13 protein-coding genes and 1 pseudogene are annotated in these 16930 nt (G+C 59.7%); 9 read left to right on the top strand and 5 right to left on the bottom strand.

The features are described 5' to 3' along the window. Window positions 1-7: 7 nt before the first annotated feature. The 7 genes from rapZ to EFB11_RS09620 all read left to right on the top strand — a co-directional run bounded on the left by rapZ (window position 8) and on the right by EFB11_RS09620 (window position 9719). Entirely contained in the window at window positions 8-868 is an 861-nt protein-coding gene (gene rapZ, locus EFB11_RS09650) for an RNase adapter RapZ (RefSeq protein WP_122790035.1), read from the top strand. A gap of 12 nt (window positions 869-880) precedes the next feature. Beyond that, entirely contained in the window at window positions 881-1795 is a 915-nt protein-coding gene (gene whiA, locus EFB11_RS09645; protein WP_122790034.1) for a DNA-binding protein WhiA, read from the top strand. After that, window positions 1795-5313 carry a DNA polymerase III subunit alpha gene (locus tag EFB11_RS09640; protein ID WP_122790033.1) on the top strand — a complete coding sequence of 1173 codons (3519 nt, stop codon included), beginning with the start codon at window positions 1795-1797 and terminating at the stop codon, window positions 5311-5313. The genes whiA and EFB11_RS09640 overlap by 1 nt, the downstream gene beginning before the upstream one ends. A 92-nt stretch (window positions 5314-5405) precedes the next feature. Further along, window positions 5406-6383, top strand: coding sequence for a 6-phosphofructokinase (gene pfkA / locus EFB11_RS09635; protein WP_122790032.1), 978 nt, complete (start codon window positions 5406-5408; stop codon window positions 6381-6383). A 65-nt stretch (window positions 6384-6448) separates the two neighbouring features. After that, window positions 6449-7174, top strand: coding sequence for an elongation factor P 5-aminopentanone reductase (ymfI, locus tag EFB11_RS09630; RefSeq protein WP_122790031.1), 726 nt, complete (start codon window positions 6449-6451; stop codon window positions 7172-7174). Beyond that, a complete protein-coding gene (locus tag EFB11_RS09625; protein ID WP_122790030.1) occupies window positions 7171-7689 on the top strand; it encodes a hypothetical protein in 519 nt (172 codons plus the stop codon). Before ymfI ends, EFB11_RS09625 begins: the two co-directional genes overlap by 4 nt. A gap of 317 nt (window positions 7690-8006) precedes the next feature. Next, window positions 8007-9719 (top strand): polysaccharide deacetylase family protein, encoded by a 1713-nt coding sequence (locus tag EFB11_RS09620; protein WP_164706706.1) that lies wholly within the window; start codon window positions 8007-8009, stop codon window positions 9717-9719. 260 nt (window positions 9720-9979) lie between these two features. Here the strand turns inward: EFB11_RS09620 and EFB11_RS17175 are convergent. The 5 genes and pseudogenes from EFB11_RS17175 to EFB11_RS09595 form a co-directional block, all read right to left on the bottom strand. After that, window positions 9980-10840, bottom strand: a pseudogene (locus tag EFB11_RS17175) (PSP1 domain-containing protein); the annotation flags it as partial. A 20-nt stretch (window positions 10841-10860) separates the two neighbouring features. After that, window positions 10861-11736 carry a DNA polymerase III subunit gene (locus EFB11_RS09610; RefSeq protein ID WP_122790027.1) on the bottom strand — a complete coding sequence of 292 codons (876 nt, stop codon included), beginning with the start codon at window positions 11734-11736 and terminating at the stop codon, window positions 10861-10863. Continuing rightward, entirely contained in the window at window positions 11737-12060 is a 324-nt protein-coding gene (locus EFB11_RS09605) for a cyclic-di-AMP receptor (protein ID WP_122790026.1), read from the bottom strand. Then, on the bottom strand, window positions 12057-13448 hold the full coding sequence (locus EFB11_RS09600) for an aminotransferase class I/II-fold pyridoxal phosphate-dependent enzyme (RefSeq protein WP_122790025.1): 1392 nt from the start codon (window positions 13446-13448) through the stop codon (window positions 12057-12059). Before EFB11_RS09600 ends, EFB11_RS09605 begins: the two co-directional genes overlap by 4 nt. Continuing rightward, complete coding sequence (locus EFB11_RS09595) at window positions 13445-14326, bottom strand: epoxyqueuosine reductase (protein ID WP_122790024.1); 882 nt, start codon at window positions 14324-14326, stop codon at window positions 13445-13447. Before EFB11_RS09595 ends, EFB11_RS09600 begins: the two co-directional genes overlap by 4 nt. 225 nt (window positions 14327-14551) lie before the next feature. Between EFB11_RS09595 and serC the strand changes: the two genes are divergently transcribed. Together serC and EFB11_RS09585 are read left to right on the top strand one after the other, a co-directional pair. Then, window positions 14552-15643: a 3-phosphoserine/phosphohydroxythreonine transaminase gene (gene serC / locus EFB11_RS09590; protein WP_122790023.1), complete on the top strand. Its 1092-nt coding sequence runs from the start codon at window positions 14552-14554 to the stop codon at window positions 15641-15643. Window positions 15644-15718: 75 nt separating this feature from the next. Next, complete coding sequence (locus tag EFB11_RS09585; protein ID WP_122790022.1) at window positions 15719-16870, top strand: 3-phosphoglycerate dehydrogenase family protein; 1152 nt, start codon at window positions 15719-15721, stop codon at window positions 16868-16870. Window positions 16871-16930 lie beyond the last annotated feature (60 nt).

Below are 16930 nucleotides of genomic sequence, written 5' to 3'. Positions count from 1 at the left end.
TAGAACCGTGCATTTTTTGATTGTTTCCGGTATGTCGGGCGCGGGCAAGAGCCGTACCGTGGCCACGCTGGAGGACCTGGGGTTTTATTGCGTGGATAATTTGCCCATTGCGCTCATCCCGCAGTTTGCCGAGGTCTGCTTTGCGGCCGCTGAGCGCTATGAGCGGGTCGCTTTGGTGACCGACGTGCGCGCCGGCGGGGATTTTGAGCAGCTGTTCGGTTCGCTCGACAGCATCCGGGATATGGGCTGTGATTACAGTATCCTGTTTTTGGATACCGATACCGAGACGCTGATTCACCGCTTCAAGGAGACCCGCCGCAAGCATCCGCTGATGAAAAAAGGCGTGGGCATGCGCGAGGCCATTGAGGAAGAACGCAAGATGCTGGAAAATGTCCGCAGCCGTGCCGATTATGTGGTGGATACCACCCATCTGTCGGTGGCCGCGCTGCGCGAGCATCTCATCCAGATTTTTACCGAAAGCGACCCGGGCAGCCTGCTGCAAGTGACCGTCCAGTCGTTTGGGTTTAAGTATGGCATCCCGACCGAGGCCGATCTGGTCTTTGACGTGCGTTTTCTGCCCAATCCGTACTATGAAATCAGCCTGCGCGAACACAATGGCACCGAAAAGTGCATCCGCGACTATGTGTTCCAGGACGGTGTCGCCGACGAACTGATGGGGCATCTGAGCGGCCTGATCGACTTTTTGCTGCCGCGGTATGCCAAGGAAGGCAAATCGTCGCTGGTCATCTGCGTCGGCTGCACGGGCGGCAAGCACCGTTCGGTGGCCATTGCCGAAGCCCTGACCGAGCACATCAACACGCATGGCGGCAACGCCAGCGCGGTACACCGCGATTATCAGCGAGGATAAAGGAAACGCATCATGTCTTTTTCAAGCAAGACCAAAACCGAATTATGCCGCGCACCCTTGGGACGCGCCTGCTGCCAGCTGGCCGAGATCTATGGGGTGCTGCTGTATGCGGCCGTGTTTTCCCATCGGGAAATCCGCATCACCACCGAGCTGCCCGCCTTTGCGCGGCGTGCGGCCCGGCTGCTGGACAAGGTGTTCGGCGTGCAGGTGAAGGCTGAAACGGTGGGCCGCCGCCGGGTGCTGCGCATCACCGACGAAAAGGCGCTGCGCATGATTATGACCAGCTTGGGGTATGATTTTAAAAGCCACATCACCTATCATTTGAACCGGAATATGGTGGAAAATGACTGCTGTGCGGCCGCGTTCCTGCGGGGCATCTTCCTGATGAGCGGGTCGGTGGCAGGTCCCGATAAAAAAAGCCATCTGGAAATTAAATGCAGCCATCAGACGCTGTGCCGGGAAGTCATGAGCCTGATGCTCGATTTGGGGATTCAGCCCAAGCTGACCGCGCGGCGCACGGCGTATTTGATTTACCTCAAGGACACGGCGGGCATCGAGGACCTGCTCACGCGCATCGGCGCATCGCGCGCGGCCATGACCATCATGGAAGCCAAGATCGAAAAGAATCTGCGCAACAACATCAACCGGCAGGTCAACTGCGAAACCTCCAACCTGATGAAAACCACCGATGCGTCGGCGCGGCAGATCGCCGCCATCGAGCGGGCGCTCACCCTGGGCGGCATTGAGATTTATCCGGAGAACCTGCGCGAAACGGTCGATTTGCGCGTGGCCAATCCGGCGGCCAGTCTGGCCGAACTGGCGGCCATGTTTGACCCGCCGATCTCCAAGCCCGGCCTGAGCCACCGCCTGCGGCGCATCATGCAGATATCAGAGACCCTCATCGAGCGGGCAGGGGAGGAGACATAATGGAACAATTTGCCCATTTGCATGTGCATAGTGAATACAGCTTGCTGGATGGCGCCTGCCGCATCGAGGAACTGATGGACCGGGTGGCAGCGCTCGGCCAGCCGGCCGTTGCCCTGACCGACCATGGCGTCATGTACGGCGCCATTGATTTCTACCGCGCCGCCAAGGCGCGGGGCATCCATCCGGTCATCGGTTGTGAGGTGTATGTGGCGCCCAAATCCCGGTTTGATAAAAACTATGTGGGTGGGGAATGGCACCGGCACCTCATTTTGTTGTGCGAAAATATGGAAGGATATCGCAACCTTATCCATATGGTCAGCCTGTCGTTTGCCGAAGGGTTCTATATCAAGCCGCGCGTCGATATGGAACTGCTGCGCAAGCACCATAAGGGGCTCATTTGCCTGTCGGCCTGTCTGGCGGGCGAAATCCCCAATAAACTCATGAACGGCGACTATGACGGCGCCAAGGAAACTGCGCTGGAATTTCAGTCGATCTTCGGGGAGGGCAATTATTTCCTTGAAGTACAGGACCACGGCATCGCCGCCCAGCGGGATGTCAACCGCGCGCTCTATCATATGTCGGAAGAAACCGGCATTCCGTTGGTCGCCACCAACGACGCGCACTATTTAACGCGCGAGGACGCCAAGATCCAGGACGTCCTCATGGCCATCCAGATGGGCAAGACGGTGGACGACCCCACGCGCATGAAATTCGAAACCGAGGAATTTTATATCAAGAGCCGGGAAGAGATGGAGCGCCTGTTCCCCAATCACCTGGAAGCGCTGGAAAACACGGTCAAGATCGCCGAGCGGTGCCAGGTGGAGTTTGAATTCGGCAAATATCACCTGCCCGCATTCGATGTGCCGGATGGCTACACGGCCCGCGAATATCTGCAAAAGAAGTGCGACGAAGGCTTTGCCGTGCGCTATCCCGCCGACGACGGCACGGTCCGCGCGCGCCTGCAATACGAACTGGACATGATTACGAAGATGGGCTTTGTGGATTATTTCCTGATCGTGTCCGACTTCATCGGCTACGCCAAGAGCCAGGGCATCCCGGTCGGGCCGGGACGTGGCTCGGCGGCCGGGTCGATCGTGTCCTATTGCCTGGGCATCACCGACCTGGACCCCATCCAGTATTCGCTGTATTTCGAACGCTTCCTGAACCCCGAGCGTGTATCCATGCCCGATATTGACGTGGATTTCTGCTATGTCCGCCGTCCGGAGGTCATCGAATACGTCACCCAAAAATACGGCAAGGACCGCGTCGCGCAGATTGTGACCTTTGGCACCATGGCCGCCCGCGGCGCCATCCGCGATGTCGGCCGCGCGCTCAGTATCCCCTATAACGAGGTGGACGCGGTCGCCAAACAGGTGCCCAACGAGCTGCATATCACCATCGACAAGGCGCTCAAGGTCAATCCCGAGCTGCAAAAGATGTACGAGGACAACCCGCAGGTCAAGGACCTCATCGATACCGCCCGCAAGCTGGAAGGTATGCCCCGCCATGCGTCCACCCACGCGGCGGGCGTGGTCATCACCAAGGACCCGGTGGATACCTATGTCCCGCTCGCCCGCAACGATGAACAGATGGTGACCCAGTACACCATGGTCACGCTCGAGGAACTGGGCCTTCTCAAAATGGACTTTCTCGGCCTGCGCAACCTGACGGTCATCGCGGACGCCGAAAAGCTCATCCGCCGCCATACGCCCGATTTTTCGATCGAAAAGGTGGACATGAGCGACAAGGCCACCTATGAGATGCTGGGCCGCGGCTCGACCATGGGCGTGTTCCAGCTCGAGTCGGCGGGCATCACCAATGTCGTCACCGGCCTCAAGCCGCAGTCCATCGAAGACATCACGGCGGTCGTGGCGCTCTACCGTCCCGGACCGATGCAGTCCATCCCGCGGTATATCGCCTGCAAACACGACCCGAGCAAGGTGCAGTATCGGCATCCGCTGCTCGAACCCATCCTGTCGGTCACCTATGGCTGCATGGTCTACCAGGAACAGGTTATGCAGGTGTTCCAGAGCCTGGCCGGGTACTCGCTCGGCAAAGCGGACATGGTCCGCCGCGCGATGAGCAAAAAGAAATTCAAAGAACTCGAAAAAGAACGGGTCAATTTTATAAACGGCAACGAGGAACTCGGCATCGACGGCGCGGTCAAACGCGGCGTGCCCGAACCGGTCGCGGCCGCCATCTTTGACGAGATTCTGGACTTTGCCAACTATGCGTTCAACAAGGCGCATGCGGTTTGCTATGCGGTCGTCGCCTTCCGCACCGCGTATCTGAAATGCCACTATCCGAGCGAATACATGGCTGCGCTCCTGACGAGCGTGCTCGATTCGTCGGGCAAGATTTCGGAATACATTGCCGCCTGCAAGGAGATGGCCATCCAGGTGCTGCCGCCCGACATCAACGAATCCGAGGACGGCTTTACCGTTTCCGGCCGGAACATCCGCTTTGGTCTGGCGGCCATCAAGAATGTCGGCCGCAGCTTTATGAAGCAGCTGGTGGCCGAGCGCAGCCGGGGCGGCAAGTTCCGGTCGCTGTCCGACTTCTGCGAGCGGATGTATGACCACGAACTCAACAAACGCGCGCTCGAAAGTCTGATTAAGGCCGGGGCGTTCGACTCCACCGGCGCCCGCCGCAGCCAGCTGCTGGCGGTCTATGAGCAGGTGGCAGACGCGACCATGCACAGCCGCCGCAAGAACCTGGAAGGGCAGCTGGATTTGTTCGGCATGGGCGATGCCCAGGAGGACACCCACGACCAGGTGACGCTGCCCAATATCCCGGAACTGGACAAGCGTGAACGGCTGGCCATGGAAAAAGAGATCACCGGCCTGTACCTGTCCGGCCACCCGATGGACGAATACCAGGCGCTCGCCAAGCGCACGGGTGCGGCCTCCATCAAGGCGATTGTCGATGATTTGGGCGGCGAAGCCGAAAACCCGACCTATCACGACGGCATGAACGTCCGCCTGGCTTGTGTCATCACCACCGTGCGGCTCAAATCGACCAAAAATGGCTCGATGATGGCCTATGTCACGGTCGAGGACATTTCGGGAGCCATTGAACTGGTCGTTTTCCCGCGCACCTTGCAGCAGACGGGCACCTATCTGAAAGAGGACAGCGCGGTCCTGCTCGAAGGGCGCATCGACGCCCGGGAAGACGAAGCGCCCAAGGTGATTGTATCGGCGGCCTATCCGCTGACCGAAGAACAGATCGACGTGCTCGAAAGCAGCCGGCAGCCCGCGCGTCCGGCCCTGCCCAACCGGCAGGCGGCGGCCAAATCCGAGCAGCGGCTGTATATCAAAGTGCCGGATATGGAAGGCAGCCTGTGTGAGCAGGTCAAACAAACGCTGGCCGCAGCATCCGGCCCCATGCCGGTGGTCTTTTATGCGGCAGACACCAAAAAGAAATTGCTTGCCCCGCGCCGCATGTGGGTGCAGCCCGAGCGTGAACTGGTGGAAAAGTTGAGGTTCCTTCTCGGGGAAAAAAATGTTATAATAAAGTGAATTATAATTTGGAGGCAGGCGGGCCCTGCTTCTGAAAATCGCATTGTTCCCGGACATAAGGTAACCGGGCCCAGGAATTGGAGGGACAAACCATGGAAAACAAGACCATTCGCCGCATCGGCGTGCTGACGAGCGGTGGTGACGCACCGGGCATGAACGCAGTCATTCGTGCGGTCGTTCGTACGGCATCGGCCAATGACATTTCGGTGCTCGGCATTCGCCGCGGATACAGCGGCCTGATCAATGGCGACATCATCGAGATGGCAGCCCGCAGTGTAGACGGCATCATCCGCAAAGGCGGCACCATGCTGTATACCGCACGTTGCCTGGAAATGCTCACCGAAGAAGGACTGCAAAAGGCAGCCGATACCTGCCGGTATCTGGGCATTGACGGCCTGATCTGCTGCGGCGGCGACGGTACTTTCCGCGGCGCCCAGGCGCTTTCGCGCAAGGGCGTTCCTTGCATCGGCGTACCGGGTACGATCGATAACGACATCGGCTGCTCGGATTATACCATCGGCTTTGATACGGCCTGCAATACGGCCATCGAGTGCATCGACAAACTGCGCGACACCATGCAGTCGCACGAACGCTGCTCGGTGGTTGAGGTCATGGGCCGCCATGCCGGTCACCTGGCGCTCAATGTTGGCTGCGCCGTGGGCGCGACCGCGACCCTGCTGCCTGAGCGGGAGATCGATTTTGAAACCGATGTCATCGAAAAAATGCGCATTGGCCGCATCAAGGGCAGAAACCACCACATCATCATCGTCGCCGAAGGCTATGGTTCGGCGCAGGAAGTCGCTGACCGCATCCACGAAAGCACGGGCGTCGATACGCGCGTGACCATCTTAGGTCACATTCAGCGCGGCGGTTCGCCGTCCTCGCAGGACCGCGTCATGGCTACCCGCATGGGCTATGCCGCTGTGCGTGCCCTGATGGAAGGCAAGAGCAACCGCGTCATCGTGTTTGAGGACAACCAGATCACCGATTTGGATATTGAAGAGGGCCTGAGCCGTAAGAAGGACCTCAACCAGTGCCTGTTTGAAGCACAGCAGACGGTTGCCATTTAAGAATTTGACAGCAAAAAGAGGCCGGCCCTGCCGGCTTCTTTGATTGCAAAGGAGAGAAGAAGGAGATGAAAACCGTTTGGGTCACCGGCGGTTCGCGCGGCATTGGCGCGGCGGCGGTGCGGGAATTTGCCGGGAGCGGTTGGCAGGTGGCATTTACCTACCAGAAATCCGCGCAGGCCGCGCAAGATTTGACCAATGAATTGGCCGACTATCCGGTGCTGGCCTTGCAGGGCGATATGGCCGTGCGGGCCGAGGTCGACCGGTGCGCGCAGCAGATACGGGACCATTTTGGCCCGATCGATGCGCTGGTCGTCAATGCCGGTATCGCGCAGCAGAAGATGTTCTGCGACCTGACCGACGAAGACTGGCGGCAGATGTTTGCCGTCAACCTGGACAGCGCCTTTTATACCATCCAGGCGGTCCTGCCCGACATGGTGGCCGCCAAGGCGGGCAGCATCGTGACCGTGTCCTCGGTCTGGGGTGTGACCGGCGCGTCGTGCGAAAGCCATTACGCCGCGTCCAAGGCCGGGCTGATCGGCCTGACCAAATCGCTCGCTCAGGAACTCGGGCTCAGCGGCATTCGGGTCAACTGCGTGGCGCCCGGCGTCATCGATACCGAGATGAACGCCATGCACAGCGCCGAAGTTTTGGCCGAACTGGCCGAAGAAACCGCGCTCGGTCGTCTGGGAACGCCGGACGAGGTCGCGCGGCTGATTCGCGCCTTGTGCGGAGAGGATACATCGTTTGTCACCGGGCAGGTCATTGCCGCAACAGGAGGGTTTCGAATTTGAAAAAGCAGATCTTTGTCATCAACGGCAGCGGCGGCGCGGGCAAGGACACCGTGTGTGAGATCGCCGCGCAGGCCTACCGGGTGCGCAACGTCTCGTCGATCACCCCCATTGTCGAGATCGCGCGCTTTGCCGGTTGGGATGGCGTCAAAACGCCCGAAGCCCGTCGGCTGCTCGCCCGGCTCAAAGAGGTGTTCACCGAATACAATGACCTGTCCTTCCAGTATTGTATGCAGCAGGTCGAGCAGTTTCGGCAGAGCGACGAACAAATCCTGTTCGTGCACATCCGCGAGCCGGAGGAGATCGCCCGGTTTTGCAGCGCCGTGCCGGCAGGCTGTCAGACGCTGCTCGTGCGCCGTCCCAGCCTGGACGCCCGCGGGCCGCTCGGCAACCGCGCGGACGATTCGGTCGAGCAATATACCTACGACCATGTGCTGGTCAACGACGGCGATCTGAACTGCTTGCGCGAACGTGTTTTAGACTTTTTACAAGGTCAGTTTGCCGCGCAAGAGGGATAGCCGGGAGCGTTCGAAAAAAGAGTGCTACCCAGGGCCCGGACGCGATATAATGGGAAAGGCAGCCGGACCGGACGGGATGATGCAACTTGGAAACAATCGTGCCGCAGCCCGGATGCAAAAGTCAAAAAACGCAGGAGATTTTTCCGGATTCCTGCGTTTTTTTTGTCATTTTGTTACCCGAAATGTCGTAGAATATGTTATAATAGGCGAGAACCCAAAGAGTGTTGCCAGCGGTGCATGGGGCGGAGATGGCGGCCGCCGCAGGCGGGCACACTGGGCGGGAATTATTTCATTCTGTGGGAGAAGGTAAGCACGCTATGAAATGGAAAATTGGCGCTGTTTTAATGGCGATCGTATTCTGTCTGGCCATCCTGCCGCCGCTGATCAGCGGCGCAAGCGCAGGCGGATTTCCGCTGCTCGGCGGCTCGTCGAGTGAGCTGGTTCTGCAGGAGGGCAACGATCGCGCCATGCTCAATGGCAAAGAAGTTTCGCTGGGAGAGAATGCGGCGGTGTACCGCTCGGAAGCCGGCGATGCGATGGTCCCGATTCGCGGACTGTCGGATGCCCTGGGGCTGGAGATGGAATGGGATAACGCAGCACAGACGGCTACGTTGACCCTGGACAAAACGGCAGTGAAAATCGCCGTAGACGGCACGGAGATCACCGGCGGGGAAGAAAACGTACCGGTATCGTCCCCGGCTGTCAACACGAATGGCACGCTGTATGTACCGGTCAAGGCCGTGTCGCAGGCATTTGCCTGGGGCTATGCCGAGGACAGCACGACATCCAGCGTGATCGTCAACACCAAGCGCAAGGAAATCAAGGATAAGGACATCGAGAAGCTGGGCCAGAAGGCTGTGGAAACGCTGGGCGTACCGCGTGCCACCCTGTTGGCCAATAGCCTGGTGTTCCGCACCGATTCCGACTATGTTGTCAAAAATGGCGAAAATGTCGACCTGATGGATGGCGATGAAGTACTGTATACGCCCATGATCGCCAACGATAAATACTATCTGCCGGCCAAGGCCGTGGCTTGTGTCCTGGACGGTCAGGCAGAAGATCTGGACGACGGCGGCGCCAAGCTGACGATTGGGGAAAAATCCATCGAGCTGACCAGCGACGGCGGCGCCAAGGTCGACGGCAAGGACGCCAAGGGCGATTCCAAGGACGTTCTGGTGCAGGACGAAGTTCTGTATGTTTCGTCCAGCCTGCTCACGAGCATGCTGGAGTATTCCGAAGCAGGCGAAGGCGAAGTCTGCATGATCGGTTCGCAGAGTTTTGCAAACGCCACCAGCCAGGTCGCTTATCTGACCAGCTTGGGCGAAGCTCTGCCCGAGAAGCGGCCGCCCATCCCCAAGGCAGATGCTTATGTGGCCCTGACCTTTGACGATGGCCCGACAGGCGGTTCCTCGGGTCTGACCGCCCGCCTACTCAATGGCTTGCAGGAGCGCGGCGCACATGCAACGTTCTTTATGTGCGGCTACCGCATCAAGGATTTCCATACCCATATGGACCGCTACCTGGCCGAAGGGCATGAACTGGGCAACCACACGATGGACCATCCGGGTGTGCTCACCAAAAAGAGCTATGACACCATCATTGAACAGATTCAGTCCAACGATGAACTGATCAAGTCTTACTGCGGCGAAAAGCCGACGGTATTCCGTCCGGTTGGCGGCGCGGTCAACGATGATGTCAAGAATGCGGCCAAGGAACTCGGCCTGCCGATCATCAACTGGAGCGTGGACACCGAGGACTGGAAATACCGCAATGCCGAGCATATCCGCAGCGTGATCGTGGAAAATGCCAAGGATGGCGACATCGTCCTGATGCACGACCTGCGTGACTGCACGCTGGAAGGTGCGCTGGCAGCCATCGACGAGCTGAGCGAACAGGGTTATGCTTTCGTCACGGTGGAAGAATTGGCACGCATTAAGGGTGTCGAAATGGAGCCGGGCGAAGTGTATACCGACTTCCGGGATTCGACCGTAGAAAAAATCAAAAACGGTACCTACGAAGCCCGTTATTAAGCAGCAAAAGCCGCGCGAACGATTCGTTCGCGCGGCTTTCTCCATAAAAAGACCTGCCCAGCGGCAGGTCTTTTTGCTTATTCTTGGGTCGGCGACTCAGAAGCGCCCTCTCCGCTGGGCTTCCGGCGGCGGCGTGCACCACCCCGGCGTCGGCGGCGCGGTTTGGATTCTCCGCCCTCGCCAGCGGGCACAGCTGCCTCCTCTTCGGGCGGCAGCGCGGCAGAACTTTCCTCCATCACCGGTTTTTCGGTCTTGACCGGCTTTTCCGGCTTGGGAGCAGATTCGGTGTGGTTGGGGGTGCGCTTGGCGCGACCCGACCGCAGCATCACGCAGTCCTGACAGCAGAAGGTCTTGGGCGTGTCGGGCGCATCCTCCAGCTGCACTTTGCAGGTGCCGCAGAGCATCTGGGTCGATACGACCGTGCCGCGGCCTTCGGGCGTCTCCACCAGGCTTTCGACCTTGGGCGTCACCTTCTGCATTTCGTGATAGCCTTCATATTCGTACTTCAGGCAGCACATCAGGCGGCCGCAGGTGCCCGAGATCTTGGCCGGATTGAGCGACAGGTTTTGGTCCTTGGCCATGTTGATGGACACCGGCTGAAAATCCTCCAGATAGCTGGCGCAGCACAGTTCCCGACCGCAGATGCCCAGACCGCCGATCATCTTGGCTTCGTCGCGCACACCGATCTGGCGCAGCTCAATGCGGGTACGGAAGATGGACGCCAGGTCCTTGACCAGGGCACGGAAGTCCACACGGCCATCGGCGGTGAAGTAAAACAGGATCTTGTTTAAATCAAAGGTGCATTCGACCGACACCAGATTCATGTCCAGACCGTGCTCGGCGATCTTGGCTTTGCAGATGTCGAACGCTTCGCGTGCTTGCTGCTCATTGCCGCGCGCGACCTGCAAGTCGGTCTCGGTGGCGATGCGTACCACTTTTTTGAGCGGCTTGACCACCTGGCTGTCGTCCACATCGGTGTTGCCAAGCGCGCATTCGCCGCATTCGATGCCACGTGCCGTTTCGACGATCACGTGCTCACCCGGACGGACTTCCAGCCCGTGCGGGTCAAAATAATACACTTTGCCCACTTTTTTAAAGCGGACACCAATAATATTCGTCAATGGGGGTCCTCCTAAGCATTTTAACTGGGGAAACAGATTTGATATGCCCCGGCGCAGAGGCCGGCGCATTGAATGGCCGCCGCAGCATTGGTTTCGGCGCGGCGGGACAGTGTTCCGCAAAAATCATACAGCTGGAGCAGTCGGTCGCAGGGGACACGGGCCGCCAGACGCTGCAAATCGTCGGCTAAACTGGGCAGCAGGGCGCCCGAAAGCGCCTGGGAATAAAAGACCGCATCGCGCAGCGCGGTCTGCACAAGGCCTAAAATCGCCTGAAATCCGGCTTTGGGCTGCTTTTCCAAGGCCATGGCTGCCAGAAGCATGTGGTATTCATCGCCGTCCGCCAACGCGTGAAGGAAGGGCTGGATGAGGGGCAGAAGTTCATATTCGTCGGGCGCCTGCGCGGGCGCCAGCTGATACCGGGTGCACCGCGAACGGATGGTTTCCAAGATTTCGCCCGGCTGCTCACTGGTGAGCACGAAGAACGCATACCGGGGCGGCTCCTCGAGCACCTTGAGCAGCGCGTTCTGCGCCGCGGTATTGAGTTTGTGCGCATGCCGCAGGATGACCACACGGCGGTCGCCGTCGTTGGGCAGTACGCAGACCTTGGCGCGGATGTCCCGCGCCAGGGCGACCGGCAGATCGCTTTCGCCCTCGTCAATGATGTCGAGATCGGGGTGTGCATCGTGTGCCAGCTTGCGGCAGGAGGGACACACGCCGCAGGGCCGTTCCCCGTCGCCGGTGCACAGCAGCGCGGCGGCCAGTTGCCGGGCCAAATCCATTTTGCCGCTGCCGGGTGGGCCGATCAATAAAACAGCCTGCGGGAATCGGCTGCTCAGCGCCGCGCGCAGGCTGTCCTGGACCGCTTGATTCCCCGCAGGGAGGTGTAATCCGGCCATTTATATTTTCTCAAACCGTTCGACGCCCAGCACGAACACGGTCGCGCCGCCGACCGAAACTTCCATCGGCATGGGGGGCGCGGCGCCCAGTCCCAAATCGGTGGTCATGGGCACGATCTGGCGGCGGGACGTCGAATAGGTGCGGATGATCTCGAACGCATCGTCGACCTGATGGTCTTCCAGGCCGATGAGGATGGTCACGTTCCCCGAGCGGAGAAAGCCGCCGGTACTGGCCAGCTTGGTAATGGAAAAACCGGCTTTCATCAAATGGCTCATCACATTGCGGGAATCGTCGTAATTGACGATGGCAAGCAACATTTTCATGGAACGTTCCCCCTCACATCGTTTGCACAAATCTGAACTTCGCTGACAGTATTATAGCATCGTTCGGTCAGAAATTCAACGTGTTTTCGTTCGATTTCCTCCCCCGGCCACAGCACCGGGATGCCGGGCGGATAGGGCGTTACCGGGCGGGCGCACACGGATCCGGCGGCTTCTTCCACGGGTACGGTCCGGCGCGGCGCGAACCAGGCGCGGCGCACCGAGCACGCTTGCCGCGCGGGCGGCGGCATGGGCAAGCTGCGCGGGGGCTGGACGGCTGGGCATCCGGCCGAGAGTTCTGCCAGCGCCGTTTGCAGGGCAGCGAGGTCGTTGTCCCGGTCGGCGCCCGACACGATGCACACCAGATTGCGGTCGTCGGCCATTTCGCAGGCAATGCCATATCCGTCATACAGCCGGTCGGACAGGGCGTGGCCGCTGACACCTCCCAGCGCGCTGCACACGGTCAGGCGGCAGGGGTCGAGCCGCGGCGCGCCCGCTTCGGTCAGAACCCCAAACGCCGTATGCGCGGGCAGCCAGGCGCGCAGCGCTGCGGTTTGCTCGGCGGCATGGGCATAGGCCGCGCCGCCTTGGCCCTCCAACCAGGCGCGGGCCAGGTCGAGCGACGCCAAAATGGGATAGGATGGGCTGGAGGTGCCCACCATGCTTTCGGCGGCGCGCAGGGCGGAACCGTCCATGCCCTCGCCGAAAATCAGATACGCGCCCTGACCCAGACTGGGCAGCGTCTTGTGCGCGCTCATCACGGCCGCGTCGGCCCCCTGCGCGACCGGGGAGGGCAGCCCCAGGGCGGGCAGATGCGCGCCGTGCGCGGCGTCCACCAACAATTTTTTGCCGTACCGGTGGCACAGGTCCGCCAGCGCGGGGATGTCCTGCATCACGCCATAATAGTTGGGCGATACAATCAGCAGCGCGGCCGCTTCCGGGTGGCGGCACAGCAGCGCTTCGGTTTGGGTCAAATCGAGCGCCGCACCGATGCCGAACGGCTCGAGCGGGGCGGGGGAGAGAAAATGGGGCGTCAAGTCAAACAGCGCGCAGGCGCTGGCCGTACTTTTGTGGCAGGTGCGGTCGAGCAGGACGGTGCCGCCGTCGCCGCAGGCGGCGGCGAGCATGGCCTGTACCCCCTGGGTCGAGCCGCCGGTCAGAAAATGGCAGTCGACCGCCTGATAATAGGCCGCCGCGCGCTGCTCGGCCAGCCGAATGGGGCCGGTTTGCTCGTATAGGTTGCCGGTGTCGTAGGTTTCGGTAAAATCGAGCGGAAACACCCCGGCAAAGGCATCGAACAGGGGATAGCCCTTGTGGCCGGGCATGTGGAAACGGGTAGTCTTACGCGCCGCCAGGGCGCACAGGGCTTCATAAAGTGGGGTATCGGTCATGAATGGGACTCCTTTTGTAGGTTGAGGTTGCGGACAAGCGGCTTGGGGCCGCGCCAGGTAAACGCCCGGTCGGGATAAGCTTCGGCAAACTTACGGCGGGTGAGGCCAGCCACATCGGCCTCGCACAGCGAGGCGATTTGGTTTTCGCAGAACGCCGGGTTCTGGCTGTGCCGCACCAAACGGTTGAGCGGGCAAATGGTCTGGCACTGGTCACAGCCCCAGATGCGGTCATGCCGCGTGACCAGGGCCGCGGCTTCGGGCGACAGTTCGCCGCCTTGCTGGGTCAGCGCGGACAGGCAGCGCGTCTGGTCGACTGTGCCGTCCGGCCCCAGCGCGCCGCCCGGACAGTTCCGGTGGCACGCGCCGCAATGGTTGCATTGCAAAACGCGGCTGCTCATATCCGGCGGCGCGGTCGGCGGGTCAAATTCGTGTACGGCAGGCAGAGGGGCAAATGGCCGGTCGGTCAAAATGGTGCCGATGAACACGAACGAACCATAGTCCGGGTCGAAAATCAGACCGTTTTCGCCCAGCTTGCCCACGCCCGCCAGACGGGCCGCCTGGGTCTCGGGCAGGGGGGAGTCGTCGGTCAGCACAACGGCCTGTACCCCTTCGATTTGCTGCAACTTGGCCGCAAAGGGGGCAAGCGTGCGGGCGATGACCGTATGGTAATCGGTTCCCCGCGCATAAAGCGACAGATTGCCGGGCGCGCGGCCGGTAAAATAGGGAAACAGCGCCACCAGAACGCTTTGCGCACCCGGGCACAGCCGCTCGGCCCAGGCGCGGGCGCCCTCGTCCATCCAGGGGGTGAGCGCGCGGTATTCGCAGACACCTACGGACGAAATTCCGCCCACGGCGCACAAACTATCCAGAATGATCATCCGTATCTGACTTCTCCTTGCTTTTTTTATACATTATACCATAACAAAAATGGGCTGTGAACCTTGAAGAAAACCGGAAAAGTGGATTATAATAAATAGTATATTTATAAAGGCTCACAGGGGATTTGGGCGAGAAAAGGCAGTTTCCCTGCACTTTTTGTGCAGAGACTTTTGCAAAGCCGAAAATTCTCCGTGGCCGCGAATGAAAGGCAGGTTACTTACAAGATGTCAGAAACCAGAATTTACAACTTCTCCGCAGGACCCTCGATGCTGCCGCTCTCCGTACTGGAAAAGGCTGCATCCGAAATGACCAACTACCATGGTAGCGGTATGTCCGTAATGGAGATGAGTCACCGCTCAAAGGTCTATGACACGATCATTAAGGAAACCGAGGCCTCTTTGCGTCGTGTCCTGTCCATCCCGGAGGGCTACAAGGTTCTGTTTTTGCAGGGCGGCGCGACCACGCAGTTCGCAGCCATCCCGATGAACCTTCTCAAGACCGGCAAGGCCGATTATGCCCTGACCGGCAACTTTGCAAACAATGCTTACAAGGAAGCGCTCAAGTTCGGCGACATCCATCTGGCGTTCTCGTCCAAGGACACCAATTTTGACCACGTGCCCAGCCAGGACGAGCTGGACATCCGCCCGGATGCCGACTATTTCTACATCTGCGCCAACAACACCATCTACGGCACCGAATACCACTATGACCCGGTGACCCCGGCTGGCGTGCCGCTGGTGGCCGATATGTCCTCGAACATCCTGTCCAAGCCGGTTGACGTATCCAAGTACGGCGTCATCTATGCAGGCGCGCAGAAGAACATGGGCCCCGCGGGCGTCACGGTCGTCATCGTGCGCGAAGACCTGCTGGGGAACTACCCGCTCGAAAAGTATCCGGTCATGCTCGACTGGAAGACCATGGCTGACAAGGACTCCATGTACAATACGCCCCCGACCTATGGCATCTACATCCTCGGTCTGGTGCTCGAATGGGTCGAGCAGATGGGCGGCGTCAAGGCCATGCAGGAGCGCGCGGAGAAGCGTGCCGGCATGCTGTACGACTATCTGGACAGCCAGGACTTCTACAAGGCCGTGGCGCGTAAGGATTCGCGCAGCAACATGAACGTCACCTTCCGCACCGGCAATGATGAACTGGACGCCAAGTTTGCCAAGGAATCCATGGCAGCCGGCATGTCCAACCTCAAGGGCCACCGTTCGGTCGGCGGCATGCGCGCATCCATCTACAATGCTATGCCGATGGAAGGCGTAGAAAAGCTGATCGACTTCATGAAGAAGTTCGCAGCCGATAACGCGTAATTTTATACCGGGGATGGGGCCGCTGGGGGACAGGGCCCCATGCCCCCTTTCATTTTTTCATAGGAGGGGATTCCCATGTATCAGGTGAAATTATACAATAAAATCAGCAAGCAGGGTCTGGATAAGCTGGACCCGGCCAAGTATACATACAGCGAAGATCTGACCGATTACGATGCCGTTCTGGTGCGTTCGGCCAAGCTGCATGACGTCGAGTTCCCGAAGGACCTCAAGTGCATTGCCCGTGCCGGTGCTGGCGTGAACAACATCCCGATCGACAAGTGCTCAGAGCAGGGCATCGTGGTCTTCAATACCCCGGGTGCGAACGCCAATGCAGTTAAGGAACTGGTCATCTGCGCGCTGCTGCTCGCTTCGCGTAAGATCGTGCAGGGCGTCAACTGGGTCAAGGGCCTCAAGGGCACACCGGACATCGGCCCGGCTGCCGAAAAGGGCAAGGCAACCTATGCTGGTCCGGAAATTTCGGGCAAGCGTCTGGGTGTCATCGGTCTGGGCGCCATTGGCGTCAAGGTCGCTAACGCTGCCATTGGCCTCGACATGGATGTCTGGGGCTATGACCCGTATCTGTCGGTCGACGGAGCGCTGCAGCTGTCCCGCTCGGTGCGTCACGTGACCGACCTCAATGAGCTGCTTGCAAACTGCGACTACATCACCATCCATGTACCGCTGACGCCCGACACCCGCAACACCATCAATGCCGAGAGCATTGAAAAGATGAAGGACGGCGTTCGCGTCATCAACCTGGCCCGCGGCGAACTGGTCGACGTGGAAGCTATGGCGAAGGCGCTCGAAAGCGGCAAGGTCGCAGCTTATGTCTCCGACTTTGCATCCGACTGCATTCTCGCGCAGGAAAATGCCATCACGCTGCCGCATCTGGGTGCATCCACGCCCGAGAGCGAGGACAACTGCGCCGAGATGGCCGTTTATGAGATCACCGAATACCTGGAGAAGGGTACCATCCGCAATTCGGTCAACTTCCCGAACCTCAAGGTGCCGTATGAAGGCGGTTACCGCATCTGCATGATCCATCGGAACATCCCGAACATGATCGCCTCCATCACCGCAGCCGTTCGGTGCAACATCGAAAACATGGGCAACCGTTCGCGCGGCGACTATGCTTATACCATCGTCGACACTGCCGAGCCGCCCACCGAAGCCAATCTGGAAGATCTGCGCGCCATTGACGGCATGATCTCGGTACGTGCTCTGTAAGAAAAACCAAAAGCCATCCGGTATAAAACCGGATGGCTTCTTTTTTTGCGGACAAAAAAC

This window comes from Intestinibacillus sp. Marseille-P6563, from assembly GCF_900604335.1.
GTDB lineage: Bacteria > Bacillota > Clostridia > Oscillospirales > Butyricicoccaceae > Butyricicoccus_B.
The sequence above is the reverse complement of the archived record's forward strand: the minus strand, read 5'-3'. Positions and strand labels throughout refer to the sequence as shown.